Here is a 5,063-nt window from a genome sequence, read left to right as displayed (position 1 = left end):
GTTGCGGGGGACGGCGCAAGTACGTCCATGTAGCCTCGGTCGCGCCATCCATGGCGCTCACGCCCCCGCAACCTGAGCCACCCCGCCTTCGACAGGTTCCCGCGATCTGGTGTGTCGGCGTTCTGCACTGCTGTTGGTGGGTGTCGACCTTGGTCGACACGTGTCTTGCTTGTGGTGGGTGACGACCGTTGGTCGTCACCAGAGCGAAGCGACCCGCTTCTGCTTTTCCTTCTTTTCCGTGGCTGGACGCACACGCAGACTGTCAGAGGCCGGGCGGGTGGGCCATGCAGGGGCGTTGGCGCCATGATGGCGACAAGTAGATCCACGCCATGCGTGGATGAGACTTTCCGGGGAAGGACTGCCTTGGATCCGACGTTCTCTGCTTGTGGTGGGTAGCGACCGTTGGTCGTCACCAGAGCAAGCGCAGCGAGGCGACCCGCTTYTGCTTTTTTCTTTCTTCCGTGGCTGGACGCMCACGGAAACTGTCAGAGGCCGGGCGGGGTGGGTTGCGCAGGGGCGTGAGCCGCATGGATGCGGCGACCGAGCTTACATGGACGTACTTGCAGCGTCCCCTGCGCAGCCCATCCCGTCCGGCCAAGCAAGGCTTCTGCTTCAGATGCGACCAACCACGACGGGCTCAGCCGTTCGCGGCCAACTCCGCATCCAGCGCATGCAGGCGATCAACGGTCCCGACATCGGTCCAGCGCCCGCGATGATGCTGCCCCGTCATCAACCCCTGTGCCATGAAATGCTTCTGCAACGGCACCACCGAAAACTTCGGTGGCACACGCTCGCTGCCCGGTGCCTCACCGATCACCGCGCGCCAATCGGCCACGATCGAAGGACGATAGACGCCGATGCCCGCATAGGTCAGGCACGGGCCTTCGCGGTCATGGTGCAGCACACCGTGCGCGTCCAGCCGGTAGTCGCCATTGGGGTGCTGCGCGGGGTTGTCGACCAGCACCAGATGCGCTTGGCCGGCCGGTTCACGCGGCAGCGTGGCGAAATCGAAATCGGTCCAGATATCGCCGTTCACTACCAGGAACGGATCGTCCCCCAGCACCGGCAATGCATTGAGGATGCCGCCACCGGTTTCCAGCGGGGTATCGCCTTCGTGCATGAAATGCAGGCGCAGGCCCCACTGGCTGCCATCGCCCAATGCGGCCGGGAACTGCTCGGCGAGCCACGCGGTATTGATCACCACGTCGTGAATGCCGAGCGCAGCCAACCGCTCCAGATGCCACGCGATCAGGGGTTTGCCGGCCACTGCCAGCAGCGGCTTGGGCGTGTGCAGGGTGAGGGGGCGCATGCGCTCACCCAGGCCGGCGGCGAAAATCAGTGCCTTCATCGATGCGGCCTTCAGCGCTGCACGCGCATCGGCGCGGCCAACTCGGCCAGTGCCGGTTTGATCCGCGTTTCCAGCAACTGCTGCAGGGGCGCCAGTTCGCGATAGCGCGGCAGCACTTCATCGAGGTAGGCGATGAAGCGCGGCGCATCGTCCAGGTAGTGGCCCTTGTTGTCGCGATAGCGCAGGCGGCAGAACAGGCCGAGGATCTTCACGTGGCGCTGGATGCCCATCCAGTCGGCATCGCGCAGGAAAGTGGCACGGTCGGGTACCGGCAGGCCGGCATCGCGTGCGCGCTGGTGATACTGCGCCAGCCATTCGTCCACGCGCTGCAGCGGCCAGCTCAGGAAGGCATCCTTGAACAGACTTACCGCGTCGTACGCGATCGGGCCACGCACCAGGTCCTGGAAATCCAGCACCGCCGGGCCGCCATCCACCGGCATCAGGTTGCGCGGCATGTAGTCGCGGTGGGTCATCAGCTGGGCCTGGCCCAGCGCGTTGTCCATCAGCCGACGGTGCACCAGCTGCAGGCCTTCGATCTCGCCGCAGTCCAGTTCAAGGCCAAGATGGCGTTGCAGGAACCACTCGTCGAACAGGCCGGCATCACGCTGCAGCAGCGCTTCGCCGAACTGGCCGAAATCGGCCGGCACCGGAATGGCTTGCAGGCGCAGCAGCTGATCGATGGATCGGCTGAACCACGCGTCGGCATTGCGTTCGTCGAGGATCTTCGCCAGCGTCGGGCCGCCCAGGTCTTCCAGCAGCAGGAAGCCGGCGTCGAGGTCCTGGGCAAGCAGGGCGGGCACGCGCAGGCCGTGATCGTGCAGCAGGCCGCGCATGCGCAGCCACGGCGTGGGGTCTTCCAGCCCCGGCGGGGCGTCCATCACGATGTGGCTGCCGCGCTGGCTGGTGGTGCGCCAGTAGCTGCGCATGCCGGCGTCGACCGAGGCGCGTTCGACCACGGTGTTGCCGTCGTCAAGCTGGGTACGGGCCCACTGCAGGCGCTGTGCGCTGCGCTGGGGATCAGAGGCGGGTTCGGTCATGCAGGCATATCCGGGCGCGCCGGGCGCGCCAACGTCGGGGGCAGAATGAGAAAAGAGAGGGCGGCTCAGCGGCGGCCGCTGAACAGGCGCAGGATCGCCAGCACGACGACCGCACCCAGCACCGCGCCGAGGAAGCCGGCCGGTTCACCGGGCGCGTACCAGCCCATGTACTGGCCGAACCAGCCGGCCAGCAGCGCGCCGATGATGCCCAGCACGATGGTCAGCAGGCAGCCCATGCGGTTGTTGCCGGGCATGAAGAAGCGTCCCAGCAGGCCGACGAAGAAGCCGACCAGGATGATGTAGAGCCAGCTGGTGCTGCCAAACAGACCGTTCATGCAATCAGTGCTCTCGAAGGATGGACGCAGCCTAGCAAGGCCGGGCTGCGTCCGTCACGGTGTGTCTGGATCAGCAGCAGCCGTGGTCGCCGTGGCGGGTGCCGCTGTCGGCAGCTACCGGCGAACCGCTGGTCTCGCCACGCAGGCTTGCCGCGTAGTGCTCGCTGATCACCTTGGACACGCACGAGGTGACCTTCTTGCCCATCGGAATGTGCAGGAACTCGTTCGGACCGTGGGCGTTGGAGTGTGGGCCGAGCACGCCGGTGATCATGAACTGGGCGCCCGGGAACTTCTCGCCCAGCATGCCCATGAACGGGATCGAGCCGCCTTCGCCCATGTACATCGCCGGCTTGCCGAAGAAGGTCTGGCTGGCATCGTCGATGGCCTTGGTCAGCCACGGTGCCATCGCCGGCGCGTTCCAGCCGGTGGAGGCCTTTTCCAGGTCCAGGGTGACCTGCGCGCCGTTCGGCGGATCGCGCAGCAGCGCTTCCTTCAGCAGCTCGCCGCAGGTCTTGCCATCGGCGGTCGGCGGCAGGCGCAGCGACAGCTTCACCGCAGTATGCGGGCGCAACACGTTGCCGGCCGATTCCAGCGGCGGCATGCCGCCGATGCCGGTCACCGACAGGGCAGGGCGCCAGGTGCGGTTGAGCACCAGCTCGGTCAGGTCGTCGTTCATCGGCTTGAGGCCGTCGACCAGCGGGAATTTTTCGAAGATCGCGGTATCGACCACGTCGGCGGCGCGCTTGGCCTGTTCCAGGCGCTCGGCCGGAATCTCCACGTTCATGCCGTCGATCAGGATGCGGCCGGTGTCCTGGTCCTCGATGCGCGACAGCAGCTGGCGCAGCAGGCGGAAGCTGGACGGCACCACGCCGGAGGCATCACCGGAGTGCACGCCTTCGTTGAGCACCTTCACCGAGAAGTTGCCGCCGGTCAGGCCGCGCAGCGAAGTGGTGCACCACAACTGGTCGTAGTTGGCACAGCCCGAATCCAGGCAGACCACCAGCGACGGCTTGCCGATGCGGTCAGCCAGATGGTCCACGTAGGCCGGCAGGTCGTAGCTGCCCGACTCTTCACAGGCTTCGATCAGCACCACGCAGCGGGCATGCGGCAAGCCCTGGGCCTGCAGTGCCAGCACGGCGGCCAGCGAGCCGAAGATGGCGTAGCCRTCATCGGCACCGCCACGGCCATACAGCTTGTCGCCGCGCAGGACCGGGGTCCACGGGCCCAGGTCGTCGTCCCAGCCGGTCATCTCCGGCTGCTTGTCCAGGTGCCCGTAGAGCAGGATGGTGTCGTCGCCGGTTTCGGCGCCGGTAGCCGGAATTTCCAGCAGAATCAGCGGGGTACGGCCTTCCAGGCGCACCACTTCGACCTTCAGGCCGGGCAGGTCCTGGGCCTTGGCCCAGGTTTCCATCAGGGTGACCGCCTGCTCCATGTAGCCGTTCTGCACCCAGTTGGCGTCGAACATCGGCGACTTGTTGGGAATGCGGATGTAGTCGACCAACTGCGGGACGATTTCGCTGTCCCACTTGTCATTGACGAATTGGCCGAGCTTGGCGCTGTCCATCTGAAACTCCGGTTGCATGGCTGATCCGTCCATTCTACGCCTCGGCCAAGGGTAGGGTTTTCCCTACATCACGTCGGGTATTTGGCTGGCTTTTAGAAATCCGTGAAACCTATACGCTGTGTGCATGTGGTGACGGACACTGTTTCGACCGACGGGATTGCCGGTCGGGACGGTCAGAACCACAAGGAGATACACGTCGTGCCTTGGTTTGTCGTGTTAAGGGCGCTGGTGCTGGGAATGTGGATCGCGGGAGCGCAAGCTGCCGAGCCGATCGACATCAACCGGGCCGATGCCCAGGCGCTGCAGCAGGGATTGACGATGGTCGGGGCCACCAAGGCAGCGGCGATCGTCGAGCACCGGCGCAGACACGGCCCGTTTCACCGCGTCGAGGACCTGACGCAGGTGAAGGGGATAGGGACATCGATCGTCGAACGGAATCGACGACGGATCACCGTTGGCAACACGATGTTGCCTGCGGATCCGGTACCCGGATCGGTACCGGTGCGAACCGTACCCAGGCGCTGACAACAGGAATCGTCGGAATCTGCAGGATGCAGGTTCAATGGCTGCGGACAGGATGGCTGCAGCCGCCGACCGTCGCAGGGATGCGGCACCAATCACCAGGATGGTGGCATCACAGACCTGTGGAAGGGGCTGAGATACAAACAGGACAGACGCGGCCGCGTGCAGGACGCAACGCCGCCCCCGCTTCGCAGGATGCGAGGGGGTGGCAGCAGGCCGACAGGGACGTGACGATTGCCCGGTACGACACATGGCAC

Annotated in this window: 5 protein-coding genes; 1 reads left to right on the top strand and 4 read right to left on the bottom strand. The window is 65.5% G+C overall.

Annotation, left to right across the window (positions count from 1 at the left end; translation table 11 throughout):
* Positions 1 to 637: 637 nt before the first annotated feature.
* From murU to AB4Y84_RS12755, 4 genes are all read right to left on the bottom strand, one after another.
* Positions 638 to 1,348: an N-acetylmuramate alpha-1-phosphate uridylyltransferase MurU gene (gene murU, locus AB4Y84_RS12770; protein ID WP_442243877.1), complete on the bottom strand. Its 711-nt coding sequence runs from the start codon at positions 1,346 to 1,348 to the stop codon at positions 638 to 640.
* Between the two features lie 11 nt (positions 1,349 to 1,359).
* Positions 1,360 to 2,385 (bottom strand): aminoglycoside phosphotransferase family protein, encoded by a 1,026-nt coding sequence (locus AB4Y84_RS12765; protein WP_032975827.1) that lies wholly within the window; start codon positions 2,383 to 2,385, stop codon positions 1,360 to 1,362.
* Between the two features lie 65 nt (positions 2,386 to 2,450).
* Positions 2,451 to 2,720 (bottom strand): GlsB/YeaQ/YmgE family stress response membrane protein, encoded by a 270-nt coding sequence (locus AB4Y84_RS12760; RefSeq protein WP_025874000.1) that lies wholly within the window; start codon positions 2,718 to 2,720, stop codon positions 2,451 to 2,453.
* A gap of 70 nt (positions 2,721 to 2,790) precedes the next feature.
* Positions 2,791 to 4,284 carry a M20 family metallopeptidase gene (locus AB4Y84_RS12755; protein ID WP_080149492.1) on the bottom strand — a complete coding sequence of 498 codons (1,494 nt, stop codon included), beginning with the start codon at positions 4,282 to 4,284 and terminating at the stop codon, positions 2,791 to 2,793.
* Positions 4,285 to 4,482: 198 nt separating this feature from the next.
* Between AB4Y84_RS12755 and AB4Y84_RS12750 the strand changes: the two genes are divergently transcribed.
* Complete coding sequence (locus AB4Y84_RS12750; protein WP_025873998.1) at positions 4,483 to 4,809, top strand: ComEA family DNA-binding protein; 327 nt, start codon at positions 4,483 to 4,485, stop codon at positions 4,807 to 4,809.
* Positions 4,810 to 5,063 lie beyond the last annotated feature (254 nt).

Origin of the sequence: Stenotrophomonas sp. 2YAF22 (assembly GCF_052114665.1) — a bacterium.
Lineage (GTDB): Bacteria > Pseudomonadota > Gammaproteobacteria > Xanthomonadales > Xanthomonadaceae > Stenotrophomonas > Stenotrophomonas indicatrix.
This window is presented reverse-complemented; position numbering and strand designations above follow the sequence as displayed.